Genomic DNA, 21,534 nt, shown 5'->3' with positions numbered 1-21,534 from the left:
TCGTGGCGATGACACGATTCAGGCGCAAAGCACTCTCGGTTGGTCGACAAGGTGCGCAAGGTGCCGGCCACGCCGTGAGCCGCGTGGCCGGCTGTCATTCACTCGCCGCTTGCCTCATCAACACTCAGCGGTGAAATGTGCTGGGCCAGCAGATGCTGAGCGCCCGGTGGCAGCCAGACCGGATCGAGGCGCGTGCAGGCGGTCTCGACACACAGGAAGCTGCGCGCATTCTCGACGCTGGTGTCGGCCGGCGGCGCGTCACCGGGATGCCAGACCACCGTGGAGTCAGAGCCCTGCTTGGCGATGCGCAGCTGACGCTTGCCGTCCTCGAGCACCTGGACACGGCTGGTCTGGTAGATGCGGTCCAGCGGGCCGCGCACGCCCAGTTCACCTTGCTGGTCGAAGCGCGAGAAGTCCTGGCGCTTGTCCAGGTAGCTGGCGCCGGCCAGACCGGTGACACGACACGCGAAGGCATTTGGCACTGCGAAGTAGGTATGCAGCGCGCCGGTCATCTTGACGGGGGCGTCGCCACGGTTTTCCGTGATCAGCTCGACCTTGAGGAAGCGACGGCTGGCAAAGATCACCACACGCGGAGAGAGGGCGGCATGCAGCGCTGAGACCGGTGAGGCATGGATCTCGACGCCTTCCTCTTCCTCGTCCACCGCATCGATGCGCCAGTCGGCCTTGCGAGCGGGGCCGTGCAGTTCGCTTTCGCCCTCGGGGAACTCATCCGCGAACCAGGGCCAGCACAGCGGAATGCCGCCGCGAATGCTGCCCGGCAGGGAGGCGGGCGTTTCCGTCACCCACAGCCAGGGAGAATCGCCCGTCGGCTGATAGTGCAGCACCTGAGCCCCCTGGTGGCAGACCACCAGCTCGCCCCACGCCTGGTTGAGGATCAACAGCGAGCGGCCCTGCCATTCGACAGTGCGTTGGCCAGCGGTGTCGGCGATCAGTTCGCGCAGACTTTCGGGGATCATCTCGAGCTACCTCGATGGTTCAGGAGGTGACAATGCATCATGTCACCTCTTCATTGTGCAGAGCCTCGGCGGCGCCCAGCAGGCCGGTCCACGGCGCGGTCACCACCCAGGTGGGTATCGCGGCATTGTAACGGCTCAGACGATTCTTGTCGGTGAAGGCGTGGCGGAAATCGCTGCGCATCAGCAGATCCAAATTGCGCGGCAGCACGCCACCGCACAGATAGACACCGCCGCGTGCCCCCAGTGTCAGGGCTGCATCGCCGGCCACCGCACCAAGAATCTTCATGAAGCGCATCACCGCCTCGAGTGCCAGTGCCTCGCTCCTGATGGAGGCTTCATCTTGCACTGCCGCCGCATGGGCGGCCTGGCTGACGCTGGCGGCACTGTCGAGAGGCGTCGCCATGCCGCGAAGCTCGCCCAGGGCCTGATAGATCTCGAGCATGCCCTGGCCACACAACAGGCGCTCCACCGAGACGCGACCATGGCGACGGCGGAAGATGCCGAGCAGGCCATCCTCGATCTCGTCGGTGGGGGCGAAGCTTGCATGTCCCCCTTCGGTCGCGAGCGGAATCCAGTTGTGCGTGCCGCGTACCAGCCCCGCGACACCCAGCCCGGTGCCGGGGCCGATCACCAGGCGTGGCGAGGCCGCATCGCCACTACCTTCGGTGAGCTCCTCACCGATGGCCAGGCGTTCGCTGGCCTCGATATGGGGCACGCCCAGCGCCATGGCGGTGAAGTCATTGAGGCACTTGAAGCGCTCGAGCCCCAGTGAGTCGCGCACCTCGCGCTTGAGAAACGTCCAGTGATTGTTGGTCATGCTGACGCGTTCATCATGCACGGGGCAGGCGAAGGCCAGACAGGCCTCGACGGGTTGCTCGGCCTCTGACAGGCCCAGCATCCGATAGTAGGCCTGGATGGCCTCCTCGAGTCCGGCATGCTCGGCGCAGGCGAGCGTCTGGATGTGCTGCAGGGTGTGGCTGCCCGGCTGGACAAGTGCCAGCCGGGCATTGGTGCCACCGATATCGCCTACCAGAGCAAGGCGATGGGAGGTGTCGCGGGTCATCGTCCGGCATCCTTCCTTTGCGTCAGTGCCTCAGGAGAGTGACAGGGTGTGCCCATCACACCAGGTCGTGGCCGCTGCCCGGCAGGTCGCCGTAGCCTGCAAAGCTGGAAGCGCCTTCCTCGGCACCGCCGACCAGTGAACGCATGCCGGAGAACAGCTCGCGGCCCAGGCCGTGATGGTAGCTGTCGCGAGTGATGGTCGCGGCCTCGCGCTCGGCCCATTCGGCTTCATCGACCAGCGCCGTGAGGGTGCCGGCATTGGCGTCCAGACGGACCACGTCGCCTTCGCGCAGGCGTGCCAGCGGGCCGCCATCGAGCGCTTCTGGCGTCATGTGAATGGCGGCCGGGACCTTGCCCGAGGCGCCAGACATGCGGCCATCCGTCACCAGCGCGACCTTGAAACCGCGGTCCTGCAGGATGCCGAGGTAGGGCGTCAGCTTGTGCAGTTCCGGCATGCCGTTGGCGCGCGGGCCCTGGTAGCGCACCACGGCGACCATGTCCTGCTCCAGCTCGCCGGCTTCGAAGGCGGCCTTGAGCTCATCCTGATCGCTGAACAGCTTCACCGGTGCCTCGACGAGACGATGCGCTTCCTTGACGGCAGAGACCTTGATCACGCCGCGGCCAAGGTTGCCGTCCAGCACGGTCAGGCCGCCTGTCGGGGCGAAGGGGTTGGCCACCGGACGCAGCACATCTTCGTCGAGGCTGTCGGTGGGGCCGTCCTTCCAGACCAGCTTGCCGTTCTCGAGGAAGGGCTCGCGGACATAGCCGGCCAGGGTGCCGCCGTCCTGGGTGGGGATGTCGTGGAGTAGACCCGCCTTGAGCAATTCACGGATCAGGAAGCTCATGCCGCCGGCCGCCTGGAAGTGATTGATGTCGGCCTGGCCGTTGGGGTAGATGCGCGTCAGGCTCGGCACCACCGCGGAAAGCTCGGTGAAGTCATCCCAGGTGATGGTCACGCCCGCTGCGCCGGCCATCGCGACCAGGTGCAGGGTGTGGTTGGTGGAGCCGCCGGAGGCCAGCAGGCCGACCATGGCATTGACGATGGCGCGGGCATCGATCTGGCGATAGAAGGGACGGTAGTCGCCGCCGACTTCGCTGTTGCGGATGGTCTGCTCGGCGGCGTGACGCGTCAGGGCTTCGCGCAGCGGCGTGCCCGGATTGACGAAGGACGCGCCCGGCAGGTGCAGGCCCATCAGCTCGACCATCAGCTGGTTGGAGTTGGCGGTGCCATAGAAGGTGCAGGTGCCCGGGCTGTGGTAGGACGCGGACTCGGCTTCCAGCAGTGCATCGCGACCGACCTTGCCTTCGGCGAACAGCTGGCGGACACGCGCCTTCTCGTTGTTGGGCAGGCCGGAGGGCATCGGGCCGGCCGGCACGAACAGCGTCGGCAGGTGGCCGAAGCGTGCGGCGGCGATGAACAGGCCCGGGACGATCTTGTCGCACACACCGAGGAACAGGGCGCCATCGAACATGTTGTGCGACAGGCCGACAGCAGCGGCCATGGCGATCAGGTCACGCGAGAACAGCGACAGCTCCATGCCCGGCTGGCCCTGGGTCACGCCATCGCACATCGCGGGCACGCCGCCGGCGAACTGGGCGGTGGAGCCCATCGCCTGGACGGCTTCCTTGATGATGCGCGGATAGTCCTCGAAGGGCTGGTGGGCGGACAACATGTCGTTATATGACGAAATAATGCCCAGGTTGGCCGAGTTCATCAGCTTGAGACGATTCTTGTCGGTCTCGCCACAGGCGGCAAAGCCGTGCGCCAGGTTGCCACAGGAGAGCTCGGAGCGGTGCACGCCGCGGCGCTGCTGGCTTTCCATCAACTGCTCATAGGCGGCGCGGCGTTCGCGGGAGCGGTCGATGATGCGCTGGGTCACGTGCTCTACGGTCTGGTTGACTGACATGCTCTTACCTCATGTATCAGGCGGCGCAGGGCGCCGAGGCTGGCGAAAGAAAGCGTTTCCCGCTGTGTGGGCGTGCTGCTGCCCGGCGACGCTAGCTAGTGGTGATGGCGGTGTAAAGCCTCTCGCATCACCCGTGTCGCGTCGTTTGGTTGCCGGGGTAGCCTACAGTAGCGCGTCATGGCGCTCGAGAAACGGTTTTGTTCGGAATATTCGGTAAATTTAACAAAAAAACTGCTTGAAGACTGGACGACTTTCGGCCAAATTATGGGAAAAGCGTGTAGGATAATTTCATGGAACGTATTGCAAGCTGGCGTTCTTCGATCAGGTCTGGTCCTGCACCCGCCATACGCCACAGGAGTTGAGTCATGACATTACGCGTCGCCATCAATGGTTTTGGTCGCATCGGTCGCAACGTGCTGCGTGCGCTGTATGAAGGTCAGTACAACGATCGTATCCAGGTCGTCGCCATCAACGATCTGGGTGATCCGAAGCTCAACGCTCACCTGCTGAGCCGCGATACCGTCCACGGCCGTTTCGCCGAAACCGTCTCGCACGACGAGGAGAATCTGTTCGTCGGTGACGACAAGATCCGCATCCTGGCCGAGCGTGACCCGGCCCAGCTGCCGTGGTCCAGCTTGGACATCGACCTGGTGATGGAATGCACCGGTCTGTTCACCAAGCGTGCTGCCGCTGCCAAGCACATCGAAGCCGGCGCCAAGCGTGTGTTGATTTCCGCGCCAAGCGGCGATGCCGATGCGACCGTCGTGTTCGGTGTCAACGAAGATGTGCTGAAGGCCGAGCATCAGGTCGTCTCCAACGCGTCCTGCACCACCAACTGCCTGGCGCCGGTCGCCAAGGCGCTGAATGATGAAGTCGGCATCGAGAATGGCCTGATGACCACCATTCACGCCTACACCAACGATCAGAACCTGTCGGATGTCTACCACTCCGACCCGTACCGTGCCCGCAGCGCGACCCATTCCATGATTCCGACCAAGACCGGTGCCGCTGCGGCAGTGGGTCTGGTGCTGCCGGAACTGAACGGCAAGCTGGATGGTCTGGCGATCCGCGTGCCGGTAATCAACGTGTCGCTGGTCGATCTGACCTTCACCGCGTCGCGTGATACCTCCATCGAAGAGATCAACGCCATCGTGGCCAAGGCCGCCGAAGGTTCCAGCGTGCTGGCCGTCAACGAGCTGCCGCTGGTGTCCATCGACTTCAACCACGATGCACACTCTTCCACCTTCGACAGCAACCACACCCGCGTCAGCGAAGATCGCCTGGTCAAGGTCATGGCGTGGTACGACAACGAGTGGGGCTTCTCCAACCGTATGCTCGACACTGCGCTGGCGATGCAAGCCGCCAAGTAACCGCTTGATGAGCCCCGCGCGGCCCTTGATCCATCAACGATCAAACGACAAGGCCGCACGGGGCAGCCAGAATTCGGGGGACTGCCAGTCTGTCGGCAAGATAGCAGGGCAGGCTCCCAACAGGTGAGGACGAGTGGCCCGAGGATTCTCGCGTCGCGCTCAGGCTCCACGGACAAGGCAATGCCATTCGTCCCCTTTGAATCGGTGGTCGGTCAGGGTTGGCGCCAAGACCGGCTTCGATGCTGCTCGGAATGACATCGCGTCATCCATTCTTGAACCTCTCCCAATGGGAGAGGTTTTTTTTTGCGCACCATGAAAGTGCGGGAGGTGTTTCAGAGCGCAAGGTGTCGTTGCCTTGCGTCAGTGGCGTGGTCTTATGGCAACTTTTTTTAGCACGATCGCGACAGGATTGGTTCAGGTGGTGTGAAACGTGCACTGATACGTCGAGAAAGGTGGGCAACATGTCGTCATCGTAATGCACGGTCGAGTGAAATTAGCGAAACTGTGGCGGTGTGTTACACTTCGCACCTGTTGGCCTTGCATCCATTGGTGAGCCAGGTCATGACAACGTCAAATCATGCAGGCGGCCCTATGGCCTGCGAGTGATCCATTGTTGTGCGCAATTCAGGGAAGGTATTGCCACACTGCCGCATACTCTCCGGCAGTTATCTCGACTTCCACAGCAGGCTGTCTCAGATGCACGATGCCATCCGCGAAGCTCATGAATTGATCGGTGCTACCTTGCGTGACCCGCGTACCCAGCGTGAGGGCAAGGTCGTGGGTATGGACCTGGGGCGTGAGCAGCCGGCGATCTATGTGCTATGGCAGGAAAGTGCCGCAGCGGAGCGCATCGGCATGGAGCCGGATGATTTTCGCGTGTTGCTCGATCATCTGCGGGCGCGCCTGCCGGACAAGGCGCCTTCCGCCCAGCAGGACAAGGACAGCCGGCAGTCGCGGCGCCAAAAGCGCAATGCCCCGCGCGCGACTGCCCAGCCGGCTGGCGAGAGCAACGACGGCCGTAGCCGCGCACCTGATGCCCCGACCTCCGCGCTCATCGGCGATGCCATGCCGCGTTCCGCGCAAGGCTAGATCTTTCCAGGCCAGCTCTTCTCAAGGCCAGCTCTTCTCAAGGCCAGCTCTGCTCAAGGCCAGCTCTCAAAAAAGCCCGAAGCTTATGCTTCGGGCTTTTTGCATCCATGAGGTTTTCCCTTCGGCGCCGCTTGCGTGATACTTGACCACAGCATTGCGCGTCCGCTGCCGATAAGGGAGATAGTCAGACGCAAGAAGGAAAGGTCGCAATCGTTCATATGCCGTCATCTGCCTGGATCTTCGCGCAATCAGGCATTGGGAGTGGGAGGGCTGCTGGCTGCCAGCGTCATGGATAGGGCATTCTTGAGCTAACCGCATGACAGAGAAGGGGGTTCACGTTGCTTGAATCATTCGCGGATAGTCGTTTGCTGCAGCATCATTATGCTGTCGTGGCAGATGTGTTGTTCACGCTCAGTGCTGATGGTCAGCGCCTGATTGCCATGAATGCAGCGACGGAACGCCTGCTGGGATATACGGTGCGGGATTTTCTCAAGCAGCCGGAGCTCTGGCTTTCGCTGGTGATCACCGCCGACCGGCAGCGGTTGAGTGACTTTCGCGCCTCGATGGGGCAGGTCGAGCGCACGACGTATCGCATGCGCGACCGCAGCGGGAAGCTGTTGTTGCTCGAGGAATGTCTGTGGAGTTCCGGCGTGGGGCATCCGCTGTGTGGACGAGTGACGGATATCACGCAGCGTGACAAGGCCAATGAGCAGGAGCGGCAGCTGGCACGTGCCTATCGTCTGATGATGGTGCGCAGTCGTGACCCGATGGCGATCCTGCTGCTCAAGGATGAAAGCCTGGTGATCAGTCATGCCAACCCGGCCTGGCATCTCTATCACGGCGCGGCCTGTGCACATTCCCGCCTCTCGCTTGAGCACCTCTACCTCCCTCATGTCCTGCGTAGCCTGGAGAGAGCCGAGCCCTGGCAATGCGATATCAGCCTGTCGCTGCCGCGGGGGGAATCCAGATTGTCCGTCCAGATGGTCAGTCTGGGGCGCTCGCTCGCCGACGAGGGGCGTCAGGTGGCCGTGATGGCGCGTGACATCACTCAGGTACATCAACGTCTCGAGCATGTGGTCGATCAACAGCAGCGTCTGGCGCGGCGGGTGGATGAGACACCCGGCGCGCACTACGCGACCGCTGGTGAATGGCCGCCAGAGGAATTGGAGTATCTGTCGGCAGGCAGCGAGGCACTCACCGGGCTTTCACATGACCTGCTGATGGCAAGCCCGGGTCTCTGGCGGGCCCGGTTGGTGCCGGATGAGCTGGCCATCTGTCAGCAGCGCTTCGGCGAGGCCGTGCGGGAGCGCCATAGCCGTTTGAGCCTGTGTTACGCCTTCGTGCATGTGGATGGGCGCAAGCGCTACCTCCAAGATGACATGCAGCTGAGTTACTCCCCTGAAGGGAAGGTCACTGCCGTGCTCGGCAAGCTCAGTGATGTCACTCAGCGCGAAGCGCATCGGCGCCAATTGGATAACCTTGTCCAGCAGATGCGCGGTGTCCTCTTCCAGTGTCGCCTGAGTCAGGAGGGCGAGCTGCGCTATACCTACCTCTCGCCGGTCGCCTCGCAAGTGCTGGGGCTCGATCCACAGGCCGTCATCGACGACCCCATGCTGCTGCTGGCGCGCATCGAGGATCGCGAGCGCGAGTCTTTGCTTGCGTCTCTGCAGACCAGTGCCCAGCAGCAATCGCCCTGGGAGGCGGAGATACGCTATCAGCATCCGGATGGTCAGGAGCGCAGACTGGCCTGTGTCGGCTTGCCGCAGATGATCGACTCCCCCGGGGGCGGCGTGATCTGGAATGGCTATTGTGACGATGCCACCGCTCGATACCGTATCGAGGATGAGCTGCGCCAGAGCGAGGAGCGCTACCGATTCATCCTCAACTCCGTCAGCGATCTGGTCAGCATCGAGGACTCCCACGGCATCTGTCAGTACATCAGCCCCTCGGTGGAAAAGCTCTGTGGCTACCGGCCGCAGGAGGTCATCGGTCATGAGATCAAGCAGCTCATCCACCCTGACGACATGCAGCGCATCGCCCATGAAGTCCATCGTGCCGCCTGTCTCGGCGAGGTATTTCGCATTGACTTCAGAATTCAACACAAGGCCGGGCATACCCTGTGGTTCGAGTCGATCTCGACGCCCTCGATGGACCCCGCCACCGGGCGTTATCAGCGCGTGCTGTCGGTGTCGCGCAACATTCATGAGCGCAAGCTGATCGAACAGCGGCGTGAGCATGAAGCGATGACGGACGCCATGACGGGCGCCATGACCCGCGCCAGCTTCCTCGACACGCTCGATACCCTGCTGAGTTCGTCATCGCGGGAGCAGGTGGCGTTGATCTTGTTTGATATCGACCACTTCAAGCGCGTCAATGACACTCACGGTCATGCGGCGGGCGATCAGGTACTGATCAGTCTTGGCGAGGCGTGTCGTGCCCAGCTGCGGCGCGACGACTGCTTTGCGCGTCTGGGCGGCGAGGAATTTGCCGTCCTGCTCACCGATGCCGGCACGGCCACCGGTGTCGGAATGGCCGAGCGACTGCGACAGCAGATCGCGGCGTTGGAAGTTCGCTTCAAGTCACTCACATTGCACTGCACCATCAGCATGGGGGTGGCGACACCCCAGTCGGGGGAGACTCGGGACGGCTACCTGCACCGTGCCGATATGGCGCTCTACAGTGCCAAGCGCAGCGGTCGCGATCGGGTGGTGCTGGCATCGCAGTCCTTGAGCGAGGACAATTGAGCCAACACCGGTGATCAATCGGGCACACCGGCAGCCGGTGTCTCGGGTTGTGGATCGCGTCATGCAAGTGGATCACGTCATACAAGGAGTAGACGATGCGAATGTTACGTGGCTGGTGCGCTGGCACCCTGTTGTTTGCACAGTCGGTATTTTCTGCCGGACAGGCCATGGCCGCCGAGGATGCACCGCTGGTCAATCGTCTCGAGGGGCCGCAGGTGGTGACGGAGACGGTGACCTATCGGGCCAATGGTGAGGAGCACGTCGGCCTGATCGCACGCGATGCCAAGGCGCAGGGGCGCCGTCCCGGTATCCTGTTGGTACATGAGTGGTGGGGCTTGAACAGCTACGCCCGCAAGCGCGCCGAACAGCTGGCAGGATTGGGCTACGTGGTCATGGCCGTCGACATGTATGGTGGTGGGCGCACGGCCGAGCACCCCAAGGAGGCCGGTGCTTTTTCCTCTGCGGTGATGAGTGACTGGCCAAAGGCCGAATCCAGCTTCAATTCGGCGCTGGCGGTGCTGCGCTCACGCCCGGAAGTCGATGGCGAGCGCATGGCGGCAATCGGCTACTGCTTCGGCGGTGCCGTGGTGCTCAACATGGCGCTGACCGGAGCGCCGCTCAAGGCGGTCGTCAGCTTCCATGGCAGCCCGTCGATTGCCGTGACGGAGCCCGAGCCGTTTGCCGGCCGGGTCGTGATCCAGAATGGCGCGGCCGATACGCTGGTGCCGCAGGAGGATCTCGACAAGCTGGTCGCGACCTTCCAGTCACTCGAGACGCGCACCACGTTGATCCAGTATCCGGGCGCCAGGCACGCCTTCACCAATCCGGAGTCGGATGCCAAGGCGGCCAGGTACGATCTGCCGCTGGGCTATGATGCAGCCGCAGATTCGGCTTCCTGGCAGGTCATGCTCAACCTCTTCAATGAGGTCTTCAAGACACCGAAGAAGTCAGTCAAGACCTGAGCCGCCGTCACCGGTGCTGAAGGGGATCGACATGCAAAAGCCCGCCCGGGAAGTTTCCGGGCGGGCTTTTTCATGGGGCTTTTCCAGAAGCTGGTTCATGAGCCTGTTTCAAGGCCTCTGGCAGGAGGCCATGGCAAGGCGCTCAGCTCTCGCTGAGCGCGCGGCTCAATCCAGCTCCTTGAGCGACAGCACCTGGTGCGCCAGACGAATCATGTCGGGGTCACCGGTGTGTTTGCTCGAGACATCCGACAGCTTGATCACCGGCACCCATTCCTGACCCTCGGGGCGGGCTTCGGTCATCTTGATCACCATGTTCATCGGTTGCGGGCCGACATCATTGGTGAAGTTGGTGCCGATGCCGAACGACATGCCGATACGTCCGGCGCAGTAGCGCACGATGCGATCGACCTTGTCGGTGTCCAGGCCATCGGAGAACACGATGGTCTTGGTCTTGGGGTCGATCCCCAGCGACTCATAGTGACGGATGGTGGTCTCGGCGAAGTCGATGGGGTCACCACTGTCGTGGCGCACGCCGTCAAACAGCTTGGCGAATTTCTTGTCGAAGCTCTTGAAGAAGGCCTGGCTGGTGAAGGTGTCAGACAGGGCGATCCCCAGGTCGCCGCGATAGACCTTGACCCAGTTCTCCAACGCCAGGATGTTGGCCATCTTGAAGCCGAAGCGCGCGGCATGAAACATGAACCACTCATGGGCGTGCGTGCCGATCGGCTTGATGCCATGGCGCTGCGCCATGTGCACGTTGCTGGTGCCGATGAAGCAGCCGCGGCCGTGATCCTTGAGGCCCGCGACCACCTTGTCGTGCACATCGTAGGAGTGCCGACGACGAGTACCGAATTCCGCCACGCGGATGCCGAGACGCTTGTAGTGCTCGATCTTGGCCAGGGTGCTGTCGCGCAGGGCCTGATCGCTGTCGCGTTGATCTCCGCCCAGCTGATACCAGAGCTCGCTGATCATCGCCATCAGCGGGACTTCCCACAGGATGGTGCGATACCAGTAGCCTTCGATATGCACCTCCAGCTCATCACCGGTCTGGGTGATGGTGATTTCGGAGGGATCGAAGCGGAAGCCCGCCAGGAAGTCGCGGTAGGTCGGGTCCAGGAAGGGGCAGTGAAGCTCGAGGAAGGATTTCTCTTCCACGCTCAATGCCAGTTCGGCCATGTTGTCTACCGCGATGCGCAAGGCCTCGCCGAACCCCGGCGGGAACGAATGCTCGCCACGGTTGATGAAGGCGTAGCGAGCGCGCGCATACGGAAACAGTTTCACCACGGCGTTCTGCATGGTGAACTTGTAGAAATCATTATCGAGAATCGAGTACAACATCGAGGCTCGCTCAGTATCAAGGCGGCTCGGGGGAACCGGAATCGCTGGCAGGGCAGGCGCTGCGAGAGGCAGGCATGCCCCGCTGGCACGGGGAAGCAATGTCGACGCATTATCCGTGCAGGCGCGCTGCACGTTCAAGCCGGAGAGCCCAGGCGCTGGTCAGGTGCTGAAGGCCATGATGCCGAACATGGTCAGCATCATGCCGCCGAACATCAGCAGGCCGGCCAGCGACAGGGCGATCAGCAGATAACCGAGAATCAGCCCGGCCAGGGCCCAGCTGTCACCGGCTTCGCCACTGCGGCGGATCTGGCTGCGCGCAATGTGGCCACACACGACGCCGCCGAGTGCCGCAGGCGCGAGCAGGCAGCCGAGCACGCTCAGGGCGAAGGCGGCCACTGCCATGAGATTCGTGCTGGCATGGGTGTCCTGCGCGGGCGGGGTCGGCGCATACGGGCCTTGAGAGGGCCCTTGCGAGGACTCTTGAGTGCGCCCCGGGGTCTGCGAGCCGCTCGTGGACGTGTCGTCGGGCGGCGTGGGAGTCTCTGTCATGTGGGTCTCGTTGTCCTGCATCATGACGACACACTAGCATGTCCTGGGATATGCGGCATGTCTGCATCAGCGGTGGGCATGGCAAGACCATGAGGAGAGTACGGTGACAGGGCAATGGCAGGTAGAGGATGAGGCGGCGACAGGGGCGGCGGCTCACGCGGCAGGGGCTGCGACAGGCCAGCAGCAGGTTGCGAGCGCCGCAGATGCCGCAGAGAAGCAGGGTTGGCGCCTGGAGGTGCTGAATTCCCTCGACGCCCTCACCGTCAGTGAGTGGAATGCGCTGGCAGGCGATGACTATCCCTTCCTGCAACATGCCTATCTGAGCGCGCTGGAGAGCTGCGGTGCGGCCAGCGCCGCCAGTGGTTGGCATCCTGCCCATCTGGTAGTGCGAGACGCCGACGGCCGCTTGCTGGCAGGGCTGCTGCGCTATCTCAAACTGCACTCGCGTGGCGAATATGTGTTCGACCAGCAATGGGCGGAGGCCCTGGAGCAGGCCGGTGGTCGCTATTACCCCAAGCAGTTGACTGCCGTGCCGTTCACCCCCAGTGACGGGCCGCGTCTTGTCACCTCGCCGCAGTTGACGTCGCCCGCTGCCCGGCGTGCCTTGCTTGCCTGGTTGTGGCCGCACCTCAAGGCGGGTATCGCACCCGCGGCTGAGCCGGGTAGCGCGCTGCGTCGTTATGAGCACAGCGGGTTTCATCTGCTGTTTGCCTCGGCACAGGAGCGGCAAGACTGGCAGGCGGCGATTCCGGAGCTGATTTCGCGTCCCGGGATGCAATATCACTGGCAGTCACGCGGCGAGCCTGACTTCGCCACCTGGCTCGAGAGTCTGCGCTCCAAACGGCGCAAGGAGATCCGTCGCGAGCGGCGCAAGGTCGCCGAGCAGGGCTTCACGCTGGCCAGGCTCGAGGGAGCGCAGATTGGCCCTGATGACATCGCGGCCTTCTACCGCTGCTACTGCATGACCTATCTCGAGCGAGGCCAGCGGCCCTATCTGCCGCTCGATTTCTTCCAGCAGCTCAGGCGCCACATGCCCGAGCGGTTGCTGCTGGTGCAGGCGCGCGATGAGCAGGGCGTGCCGGTAGCGGCAGCCTTGTGTCTGATCGGCAGTGATTGCCTGTATGGTCGTTGGTGGGGCAGCGAAGTGCATGCCGACTGTCTGCACTTCGAGGTCTGCTATTACCAGGGGCTCGAATTCTGTCTGCAGCGAGGGCTCAAGCGCTTCGACCCCGGTACTCAGGGTGAGCACAAGATCAGCCGCGGTTTCGCGGCGTATGCCACCGGGTCGCTGCATTGGCTGATGCATCCCGGGCTTCAGGAGGCGGTGGCAGAGGCGGTCGAGGAGGAGGCACGCTGGATCAGCAAGGCGCGACAGCAGGTGACGGCAATGCTGCCTTACCGGGAGGCCGCGCCCCAGCCAGCGCAGGAGTGATGACCTTCAGGCCTCGTGACTGTCATCCGCTATCCGCTGGCGGATTCTCCCGCGGAGTCAGAGGCAAGAAAGATTGCGAATGGAGCGCTACACTGAGTTATATATGAATGCTCTAATCCAGAGGCGCCCATGCTGATCAAGGACTGCGATTCACGGGAATACGATCTGCTGGTGCTCGAGGTGCTGGCGCAGGATGCTGCGCTTGCCGCACCTGAGCGCCACAAGGTGCTGGAGGCCCTGCGTGCGATACGTGCCCGTCAGGCGCGTCGCCGTGCACTGGCAAGCCAGCTGGATGCCTTGTTGGGGACGCGGGATGATTGGGTCGTGCTGCATGATGTGCGCCTGACGCAGGCAGAGGGCGTGATCGAGATCGATCACCTGCTGATCAACAGCCTCATGCAGGTCTGGGTGCTGGATGCCTCCTGTTTTGATCTGACGCTCTCGATCACCCCCTTCGGTGAGCTGTTGGCCCATGGCGGACGAGTCGCGCGGGGGAGCGAGACACCCACTGGCGGAGATGGTGCCATGGCGCATGCCGTGACACCGTGTCCCTTGCAGACGATCCCTGAGCGTAGCCGCGCCATCATGCAATGGCTGGAGGCCTCCTCGTTGCTGCCTGTGCGGCTGGGGATGACGCTGCAGCCGCAATTGCGCTATCGCATCCTGGTGGCCGATGCGGCTCAGGTCAGCCGACCGCCGGAAGATATCGTGGACAGTCGTGCGCTGCTGTCCTTCGCGCGCCTCAAGCGTCAGTGCCTGCAGGTGAGTGGCAAGACCGCTTACGTGACACGGCTGCGCAGTTTTACCCACCGCCTTGATCAGCGCCGCCTGCGCCAGCTGGGGCGCGCCATCGCGACCCGGCATGTGGCCCCCAATACGGATTGGGTGGCAAAGCTGGGCCTGGCCGCTGACGTGCGCGCGACGGAGGACGACGCTGCCACTCCGCTGTCCCCGCTGGCCTATCTATGGCAACCGCCGCCATCGCCTGAAGAGCTGGCGCGGACCTCAGGTGGAAGCGCTGCCATGGCGGTAGAGTCTGAGGACAAGGAGGGAGCGCCGGATGACACGACGCTGGCGGTCCAGCGTGGCGTGACATCTACAGCTGCCCTGAAACGGCAGTGCGGTTTTGGGGGGCGAGGGCTGCAGGCCGCGCATTGGCAGCCCGGGCACCCGGCGCTGGACCAGGCTCAGGGGCAGGCCCGGCACCAGGACAGCCAAGCAGATCCCGCTAGCCCGCAGACGGCAGGCGAGCAGCCGGGGACTGTGCCCGGCAATCAGCAGGGCGCGTCTTCCGCCCAGTCACAGGATGAGGATGGCTTGCCGCGCTGCCAGGGCTGTCGGCGTTGGCTCTCCAGCGAGAGTGTCGACTTCTGTCGCCAGACAGAGCAGGCGCGCGTGCTGGGCGGGCGCCTGCTCTGCAAACGCTGTCGCGACGCCTCATGCCAGTGAGGGATAAGCACGGCGCTCTCCTCAAGTTCAGCCTTTCAGCTTCGGGCTTCTGTCTCAGCCCTCTGTCCTAGTTCTCTATCCTCCCAGCCCTATGGCCCAGCACTTTGGCCCAGTCTGGTGCTCCAGGGGCGTGGTGTGTGGCATGACGGGGCCCCAAGGCGTCAATTTTCTTTTCGGCTTCTGATTGTTTTTCTCCAGTGTAATCAGCCAACTGCATCAATCAGGGCGTACAGACCAGTCGTTGCGATGTTTTTGATGTTGCAGTGCAACAAAGACTGTCTTATGCTGCGTTGCAGCGAGGATGGAACCTGGTCGATAGCACTATCTGACCGCGACGGCTTGATAGTGACGGCTTGATAATGATGGCTCGGTCACTACGGTGCACCAGCCCGGTTCAGTCCTGATAACCGAACGGAGCAACGCTCCGGTTCATTTCAGTGTGATGCCAATACCCTGGAGGTGCCTACATGTTCAATGCCAACTTCGAGAAGTCCGCTCAGCAGTTCGACGATATGTTCCTGTCTCCGCTGCGTGCGTTCAGCGCCCTGAGCATCGATTACAGCGAGAAGCTGATCGGCGCACAGATGGAACTGACCAAGTCCTATGCTGATGCTTCCCTGACCCAGGCGCGTTCCATGCTCGAGATCAAGGACAGCGAAGGTCTGAAGAACTTCGTCAAGGAGCAGCAGGAAACCGTCAAGACTCTGGGCGAGAAGCTGCAGAACGACACCCAGAAAGTGGTCGAGCTGAACCAGGAATACGCCAAGAAAGGTCAGGAACTGGCAGAAAGCAACGCCAAGTCCGCCTCCGAGGCCATGCAGAAAGTCGCCAAGTAAGCGATTGCTGCCGACGCTCTCAGGCGAGCGTCCTCAACGCCCATCCGGTCTTCCGGATGGGCGTTCGCGTGTCTGGAGTATCGCTGAGCAGGTGGGGAGGCGCGCGACGCTAGCGGCGAGCGCTGCCTTGGGCCACAATGACCTGCCACGCCGCCGGTGATTGCCGGCGGCATTTATTCGATCAGTGACAGGTGATAGACATGGCACAGGCCACAGCGCGTCATATTCTCGTTTCCAGCGAAGAACAGTGTGCAGCTCTCAAGACCGAAATCGAGAACGGCCGCGATTTCGCTGATGCCGCTCGCGAGCACTCCTCTTGCCCGTCCGGCCGCAGTGGCGGCGACCTGGGTGCCTTCGGTCCGGGCATGATGGTCAAGGAATTCGACGAAGTCGTGTTCAGCGCCCCCATCAACACCGTGCAGGGCCCGGTGAAGACCCAGTTCGGTTATCACCTGCTGGAAGTCACCAGCCGCACGTGAGCCTTCTGTCACGCTCATGAGATGTCATGAGCCTCTGGCAGGATGTGACGAAAACGCCCCGACCATCACTGGTTGGGGCGTTTTTTGTGTCGCTTGGAAAGTCAGCTTTCCTGTGCGTCAGGCGCTTGGCTAGACCTCCTGATAGAGCTGGCTGCCTTCACGCTTGAACTTGTCGGCCTGCTCCTGCATGCCGGCCATCACGCTGTCGGCATCGCCGGTCAGGCCATGCTCATTGGCGTAATCGCGCACTTCCTGGGTGATCTTCATCGAGCAGAACTTCGGCCCGCACATGGAGCAGAAGTGGGCGACCTTGGCCGAGTCCTTGGGCAGCGTCTCGTCGTGGAAGCTGCGTGCGGTGTCCGGGTCCAGGCCCAGATTGAACTGGTCTTCCCAGCGGAACTCGAAGCGCGCCTTGGAGAGCGCATTGTCGCGACGTTGCGCGCCCGGATGGCCCTTGGCCAGATCGGCGGCATGTGCGGCGATCTTGTAGGTGATGATGCCGGTCTTGACGTCGTCCTTGTTGGGCAGGCCCAGGTGCTCCTTGGGGGTCACGTAGCAGAGCATGGCGCAGCCGAACCAGCCGATCATCGCGGCGCCGATGCCGGAGGTGATGTGGTCGTAGCCCGGGGCGATGTCGGTGGTCAGCGGGCCGAGGGTGTAGAAGGGCGCCTCGTCACATTCGCTGAGCTGCTTGTCCATGTTCTCCTTGATCAGGTGCATCGGCACGTGACCCGGGCCTTCGATCATGACCTGGACATCGTGCTGCCAGGCGATCCTGGTCAGCTCGCCGAGGGTCTCGAGCTCGCCGAACTGGGCGGCGTCATTGGCATCGGCCACCGAGCCCGGGCGCAGGCCATCGCCCAGTGACAGGCTGATGTCGTAGGCCTTGCAGATCTCGCAGATGTCCTCGAAGTGGCGATAGAGGAAGCTTTCCTCATGATGCGCCAGACACCATTTGGCCATGATCGAGCCACCGCGCGAGACGATGCCGGTCACGCGATTGGCGGTCAGCGGCACGTAGCGCAGCAGGACGCCGGCATGGATGGTGAAGTAGTCGACGCCTTGCTCGGCCTGTTCGATCAGCGTATCGCGGAAGATTTCCCAGTCGAGGTTCTCGGCCACGCCATCAACCTTCTCCAGCGCCTGATAGATCGGCACCGTGCCGATGGGCACGGGAGAGTTGCGCAGAATCCATTCACGGGTCTCGTGGATATTGGCGCCGGTCGAGAGATCCATCACGGTGTCGGAGCCCCAACGGATCGCCCAGGTCATCTTGTCGACCTCTTCCTCGATGGAGGAGGTGACCGCCGAGTTGCCCAGATTGCCGTTGACCTTTACCAGGAAGTTACGACCGATGATCATCGGCTCGCTTTCCGGGTGATTGATGTTGGCGGGGATGATGGCGCGACCGCGTGCGACTTCCTCACGCACGAATTCGGCGGTGATCTCGTCGGGCAGGTTGGCGCCGAAGCTGTGGCCCGGATGCTGATGGCCCAGGATGCTTTCCACGGAGTCACTGCCCCGATATTCCTCACGCAGCGCGATGCGACGCTGGTTCTCGCGAATCGCGATGTACTCCATCTCCGGCGTGATGATGCCCTGGCGCGCATAGTGCAGTTGGGTGACATTCTTGCCCGGTAGAGCGCGGCGTGGGCGATGGTTGAGCTCGAAGCGCAGTGACGCCAGGCGCAGGTCGGCCTGACGCACGCGGCCGTATTCACTGCTCAGCTGATTGAGTTGTTCGGTATCGCCGCGCTCCTCGATCCACTGTTCACGCAGCGGCGCCAGACCTCGGCGAATGTCGATCTCGACCGCCGGGTCGGTGTAGGGGCCGGAGGTATCGTAGACGACGATCGGCGGGTTCTCTTCCAGACCGCTGGAGGTCTGGGTCGGCGAGCAGACGATCTCGCGCATGGGCACGCGGATGTCCGGACGGGAGCCTTCGATATAGATCTTGCGCGAGCCGCTCAGCGGTGCGATGGCGGCGGCGTCGACCTGTGCTTCGCTGGCGAGGTGGCGGCTGCCATCCTTGCGACCGGCGCGCGCGCGTGCCTTGGGGGCAGACTCAGGCTGCGAGGCGAGCGGTGACTCGGCGGCGTTGGTGGCTTGCGGGTCTTGGGTTGTCGGGGCAGTGCTCATGCAGGTCTCCTCAAAGGGCGACGTCACGGCTGACGTCATCATGGGAAGACCGTGCGCAGGGAGAGGATGGTCGTCGCCGACTCCTTGCCAACAGGTGGCCCGGGAGCGAGGCGGCCGCGCGCAGCGGCTGGCCATCAGCTTGATTCCTACGCCGGTCCTAACCGGTTCAGGTTCCACGGGACCCCTTGCTGGCAAGCTCGCGCGTCAGGGCGGCGAAGCATGCATGCAGGATCTCAGCCGGTTCCACCGGCACCCCGTCAAGCGTGTGCAGATTTCAATGCGAGAGGGTGTTGTCCGAAGCGTCAGGCTTGCCGCGGGGAGCGTTCTCGCATCCAGGCTCTGTTGGCCTGTCAGCCATGCCATCCATGGAGGATGGCGTCATCCCGAGCGACTCATGGCGAGCGCCGGGATGTCAGTCCGTCATGACTCAGGCGCGATCGAGACCCATCTGCCAGAAGTCGATCTCGAGTCGCGTGGCGTCCCGGAAGACATCGACCAGTTCACCCAGTCGGCGCTCCGAGACTTCCGAGAGCCGCGCATCCAGCCATTCACGCTCGGCTTCGACGGCTTCCTTGAAGTCATCGCTTGAGTACATCGCGATCCAGTCCGCGTACGGGTTGTTCTCGATCTCGGTGGTGTCCTGATCGAGCAGCCACTCGGCGATCTCGCCGTAGCCGATCAGGCAGGGCGCGAGCGCCACGTGCAGATCGAGCAGGTCGCCGCGCTGGCCGCAATCGAGCACGTAACGGGTATAGGCCAGGGTGGCGCGCGATTCCGGCAGCTCGCTCAGGTCATCCTCGCTGATGCCCCACTCGCGGCAGTAGCCGATATGCAGATCGAGCTCGGTATTGAGGATGGTGTCGAGACTGGCCGTGGCCTGACGCAGCTCCGCGAGGGTGCGGCTCTTGTAGGCGGCCAGTGCCCAGGCACGCGCGAAGTGGATCAGGAACAGGTAGTCCTGCTGCAGGTAGTGGCGAAAGGACTCCTCCGGCAGACGACCTTCGCCCAGCTGGCGAACGAAGTCGTGCTCGAGATAGTCACGCCATTCCTCGGCGCAGGCACTGGTCAGGTCGTTGAAACTGGGCATGACACATCCCTCGGTGAGCGTGCTGACGACCCGTGATGGGACGACAGGTCTCTGGCGCAAGTGTGGCCAGTACCGGAACAGGAGCAGGGGAAAAGCGGGGGAGGTGCCGACAGTCACCGTGAGAAAGTGGTGACGATATCGAGTGGCATCGCTTCGCGCTTGATCCCTACGCCGGTACTAGCCGGATCAGGTTCGGCGGGATCGTCATTCACGCAAGGACGTTGCCTGCGCATGACATCTCAGCCGGTCTTACCGGCACCCCGTCAAGCTGTGACATATGAGTCACGATGCAGCGAGTGTAACAGCCCTGCGGCGCAGAAGAAGGGCAGTGTGAGCAAAAATGCATACGACTTTGGGAGGCATGCCGAAGGTGTGAAGAGCCTCAGGCGGGCTTATAAAGAGCCTCAAGCGGGCTTGTAATGAGCCTCAAGCGGGCTTGTGATGAGCCTCGAGCGGGTTTGTAGAAAGCCGTGGGCGGGTTCATGAAAGCCTCAAGCGGTAATGTCGGCCATGAGCGCCGGCAGGTGGCGCGACAGTCGCGCAAGGTCACGTGGCTCATCGACATCCCAACTGATCGGTAGGCAAGCGGTCGTTCTCCCCGCCCGTGCCAACAGCGTCAGGGTGTCCCGGCAGACATGGGCATGACTCCAGCGGGGCAGCAGGAAGGCCTGCGGGCAGGGTGCCTTGAGGCCGATCAAGCCATAGCCACCATCGTCGGTGGGCTGCAGCACCGCGTCGTGAGTGCGCAGTCTATGGGCTGCCTCGCGCAGACGCTGGCTGTCCAGCGCCGGCAGGTCGGAGCCCATCAGCAGCACCGGCCCTTCGGGCAGATGTCGGGCCATGGCCCGGGACATTCGCTCACCGAGATCCCCCTGCGGCTGTGCTTCGAAGGTGAGGTTGGCAGAAGCATCGACAGTACTTCGCAGCCGGGCTTCCAGCGCCACCTGCAGAGCCGCCTGTTCAGGGGCCTGACTCGACGGCTCGGCAGCGGGCGTCAGCATCACCACGACCTTGCCGAGATGCGCGGCGCAGGCCTGGTCAACGATATGGCTCAGCATCCGCTCATAGAGTCGAGCTGCGCCCTCTGGGCCGAGTGCGGGGATCAGACGTGTCTTGCAGTGGCCGGCGATGGGCAGGCGACCGAAGATGATGAGAGTCGGGGGCACCTCTGACGCGGCATCAGTTGTGGGCAAGGTAGGCAACGTCGCATCACGCATGGGGCATGCCGCGCTGCTCACAGGCCTGCGCCGCGGCGCGATAGCCGTAGAGGCGTGCCAGACGTGTGGGAGAGACCCCACACCAGGCCGCCAGTCGCAGTCCCCACATCTTGACGATGGTGCGCCAGACGCCCTGGGTGTCCCAGCGTCGACCGCTGGTGGTAACGCGCGCTGTCAGGTTCATTGGCGGTGTCAGATGCTTGAGCTGGGCACTCAACCAGATATCTTCCATCAATGGCATGTCGGCAAAGCCGCCGATGGCCTCGAAGGTAGAGCGCTGCACGAACTGGGTCTGGTCGCCCGTGCTGATGCTGGTCAGCCGCGAGCGCAGATTCATCATGATGGCGATCACCGGTAACCACGGCGACTCGCCCTTGATGCTGACATCGAAGCGGCCCCAGTCGCTGCGGCGATGCGTCGTGACGGCCTCTTTCAGCAATGCCAGCGCATTGTCGGGCAAGTCGGTATCGGCATGCAGAAACAGCAGCCATTCCCCGCGCGCGCGCGCGGCTCCGGCGTTCATCTGGCGTGCTCGGCCCGGCTCACTGCTCAGCACGGCATCACACAGCGGACGGGCCAGTGAGGGGGTGCCATCCGTCGAACCACCATCCACCACGATCACTTCACAGTCCCCTCCCGCGCGCAGGCGATTCAGGGCGATCAGGGTTTGCACGATGCCGGCTGCCTCGTCATGCACCGGCATCACGATGCTCAGCCAGGGAGCGCGCGTCAGATGCGTGCATGTGCTCGGCAAGGAGTCACGGCTGGCAGGCGTCCGTGCTGCTGAGGGTGGCTGCTGATTCATGGCGGCAGGCTCCGACGATGGCGTATTCGTTGGATCATACGCAGGAGTTCGTAGGCTAGATGCACGAGCGAGAGACGCTCCCTCAACGCGTC

The 21,534-nt window shown here is 63.0% G+C and carries 17 protein-coding genes and 2 riboswitches; of the genes, 8 read left to right on the top strand and 9 right to left on the bottom strand.

What is annotated here, in order from left to right; translation table 11 throughout:
• Window positions 1-98 precede the first annotated feature (98 nt).
• The 3 genes from FLM52_13160 to FLM52_13150 are packed head-to-tail and all read right to left on the bottom strand — an operon-like array spanning window position 99 to window position 3,946.
• Window positions 99-977: a D-hexose-6-phosphate mutarotase gene (locus tag FLM52_13160; GenBank protein ID NVN56725.1), complete on the bottom strand. Its 879-nt coding sequence runs from the start codon at window positions 975-977 to the stop codon at window positions 99-101.
• A 37-nt stretch (window positions 978-1,014) separates the two neighbouring features.
• Complete coding sequence (gene glk / locus FLM52_13155; protein ID NVN56724.1) at window positions 1,015-2,040, bottom strand: glucokinase; 1,026 nt, start codon at window positions 2,038-2,040, stop codon at window positions 1,015-1,017.
• A gap of 55 nt (window positions 2,041-2,095) precedes the next feature.
• Window positions 2,096-3,946, bottom strand: a complete 1,851-nt coding sequence (locus FLM52_13150) for a phosphogluconate dehydratase (GenBank protein ID NVN56723.1) — start codon at window positions 3,944-3,946, stop codon at window positions 2,096-2,098.
• Between the two features lie 365 nt (window positions 3,947-4,311).
• On the opposite strand from FLM52_13150, the gene gap reads away from it, so the two are divergent.
• From gap to FLM52_13130, 4 genes are all read left to right on the top strand, one after another.
• Window positions 4,312-5,316, top strand: coding sequence for a type I glyceraldehyde-3-phosphate dehydrogenase (gene gap / locus FLM52_13145; GenBank protein NVN56722.1), 1,005 nt, complete (start codon window positions 4,312-4,314; stop codon window positions 5,314-5,316).
• Window positions 5,317-6,012: 696 nt separating this feature from the next.
• Window positions 6,013-6,405, top strand: a complete 393-nt coding sequence (locus tag FLM52_13140) for a hypothetical protein (protein NVN56721.1) — start codon at window positions 6,013-6,015, stop codon at window positions 6,403-6,405.
• Window positions 6,406-6,743: 338 nt separating this feature from the next.
• The gene (locus tag FLM52_13135) at window positions 6,744-9,149 is read left to right on the top strand and encodes a diguanylate cyclase (GenBank protein NVN56720.1); all 2,406 of its coding nucleotides are present in this window, start codon (window positions 6,744-6,746) and stop codon (window positions 9,147-9,149) included.
• A gap of 167 nt (window positions 9,150-9,316) precedes the next feature.
• On the top strand, window positions 9,317-10,111 hold the full coding sequence (locus FLM52_13130; GenBank protein NVN56719.1) for a dienelactone hydrolase family protein: 795 nt from the start codon (window positions 9,317-9,319) through the stop codon (window positions 10,109-10,111).
• Between the two features lie 165 nt (window positions 10,112-10,276).
• Here FLM52_13130 and pncB read toward each other — a convergent pair whose 3' ends face one another.
• A complete protein-coding gene (gene pncB, locus FLM52_13125; protein ID NVN56718.1) occupies window positions 10,277-11,449 on the bottom strand; it encodes a nicotinate phosphoribosyltransferase in 1,173 nt (390 codons plus the stop codon).
• 159 nt (window positions 11,450-11,608) lie between these two features.
• Complete coding sequence (locus tag FLM52_13120; protein ID NVN56717.1) at window positions 11,609-11,851, bottom strand: DUF4190 domain-containing protein; 243 nt, start codon at window positions 11,849-11,851, stop codon at window positions 11,609-11,611.
• Window positions 11,852-12,227: 376 nt separating this feature from the next.
• On the opposite strand from FLM52_13120, the gene FLM52_13115 reads away from it, so the two are divergent.
• From FLM52_13115 to FLM52_13100, 4 genes are all read left to right on the top strand, one after another.
• Window positions 12,228-13,430, top strand: a complete 1,203-nt coding sequence (locus tag FLM52_13115) for a GNAT family N-acetyltransferase (protein ID NVN56716.1) — start codon at window positions 12,228-12,230, stop codon at window positions 13,428-13,430.
• 129 nt (window positions 13,431-13,559) lie between these two features.
• Window positions 13,560-14,879, top strand: a complete 1,320-nt coding sequence (locus tag FLM52_13110; GenBank protein NVN56715.1) for an NERD domain-containing protein — start codon at window positions 13,560-13,562, stop codon at window positions 14,877-14,879.
• 467 nt (window positions 14,880-15,346) lie between these two features.
• Window positions 15,347-15,715: a phasin family protein gene (locus FLM52_13105; GenBank protein NVN56714.1), complete on the top strand. Its 369-nt coding sequence runs from the start codon at window positions 15,347-15,349 to the stop codon at window positions 15,713-15,715.
• Between the two features lie 200 nt (window positions 15,716-15,915).
• Window positions 15,916-16,194 (top strand): peptidylprolyl isomerase, encoded by a 279-nt coding sequence (locus FLM52_13100; GenBank protein NVN56713.1) that lies wholly within the window; start codon window positions 15,916-15,918, stop codon window positions 16,192-16,194.
• Between the two features lie 129 nt (window positions 16,195-16,323).
• Here the strand turns inward: FLM52_13100 and thiC are convergent, their stop codons facing one another.
• The 4 genes from thiC to FLM52_13080 form a co-directional block, all read right to left on the bottom strand.
• Complete coding sequence (thiC, locus tag FLM52_13095; GenBank protein ID NVN56712.1) at window positions 16,324-18,333, bottom strand: phosphomethylpyrimidine synthase ThiC; 2,010 nt, start codon at window positions 18,331-18,333, stop codon at window positions 16,324-16,326.
• Between the two features lie 126 nt (window positions 18,334-18,459).
• Window positions 18,460-18,600, bottom strand: a riboswitch (TPP riboswitch).
• Between the two features lie 160 nt (window positions 18,601-18,760).
• Window positions 18,761-19,420, bottom strand: a complete 660-nt coding sequence (gene tenA / locus FLM52_13090; protein ID NVN56711.1) for a thiaminase II — start codon at window positions 19,418-19,420, stop codon at window positions 18,761-18,763.
• Window positions 19,421-19,566: 146 nt separating this feature from the next.
• A riboswitch (TPP riboswitch) is annotated at window positions 19,567-19,693 on the bottom strand.
• Between the two features lie 218 nt (window positions 19,694-19,911).
• Entirely contained in the window at window positions 19,912-20,637 is a 726-nt protein-coding gene (locus tag FLM52_13085; protein ID NVN56710.1) for a glycosyltransferase, read from the bottom strand.
• The gene (locus FLM52_13080; protein NVN56709.1) at window positions 20,630-21,370 is read right to left on the bottom strand and encodes a glycosyltransferase; all 741 of its coding nucleotides are present in this window, start codon (window positions 21,368-21,370) and stop codon (window positions 20,630-20,632) included. The genes FLM52_13085 and FLM52_13080 overlap by 8 nt, the downstream gene beginning before the upstream one ends.
• Window positions 21,371-21,534 lie beyond the last annotated feature (164 nt).

It is taken from the genome of bacterium Scap17 (genome assembly GCA_013376735.1).
Taxonomy (GTDB): Bacteria; Pseudomonadota; Gammaproteobacteria; order Pseudomonadales; family Halomonadaceae; genus Cobetia.
The sequence above is the reverse complement of the archived record's forward strand: the minus strand, read 5'-3'. Positions and strand labels throughout refer to the sequence as shown.